This is a genomic window from Dactylosporangium darangshiense, from assembly GCF_039537565.1.
Taxonomy (GTDB): Bacteria; Actinomycetota; Actinomycetes; order Mycobacteriales; family Micromonosporaceae; genus Dactylosporangium; species Dactylosporangium darangshiense.
This window is the reverse complement of record NZ_BAABAT010000228.1, coordinates 1-629: the sequence shown is the minus strand read 5'-3', so window position 1 is coordinate 629 and position 629 is coordinate 1. Positions and strand designations below refer to the sequence as shown.

The 629-nt window shown below is 67.4% G+C and carries 1 protein-coding gene; it reads left to right on the top strand.

From position 1 onward, the window contains the following. Positions 1–629 (top strand): transposase (locus ABD901_RS58840; RefSeq protein WP_345145157.1); only part of this gene is annotated, 629 nt, incomplete at both ends.

The window sequence follows — 629 nt, the reverse complement described above, 5'->3', positions numbered from 1 at the left end:
GCGTTCTTCACGCTGCTGGGACCGCGCCGGTGCGCGCAGCTGACCCACATCTCCTCCGACAGCGCGCGGTGGATGAACGAGGTCATCGCCACGCACTGCCCGCAGGCGATCCGGGCGGCCGACCCGTACCACGTCGTCACCTGGGCCACCGAAGCCCTGGACGAGCAACGGCGCATCGCCTGGAACGCCGTCCGCGGTGAAACCCGCGGTCGCAGCCGCAACCGCAGTGCCACAGGGGTCACCAAGACACTCAAGGACGCGCGGTGGGCGCTGTGGAAGAACCCCGAGCACCTCACCGACCGTCAGCGTGAGCAGTTGGCCTGGATCGCCAAGACCAACCCTGCGTTGCACCGGGCCTGGGCGCTCAAGGAAGGCCTGCGCACCGTGTTCGCCATCGCCCGGCGCAGCCCGACCGAGGCGGTGGAAGCCCTCGACCGGTGGATCAGCTGGGCCCGCCGCTGCCGACTACCCCAATTCGTCCGACTCGCCCAACGTGTCGTCCGCAACCGCGACGCCATCGTCGCCTCGATCGAGCATCGACTGTCCAACGCCCTCGTCGAGTCAATGAACACGAAAATCCGACTCATCGTTCGCAGAGCCTTCGGATTCCACTCTGCCGAAGCCATCAT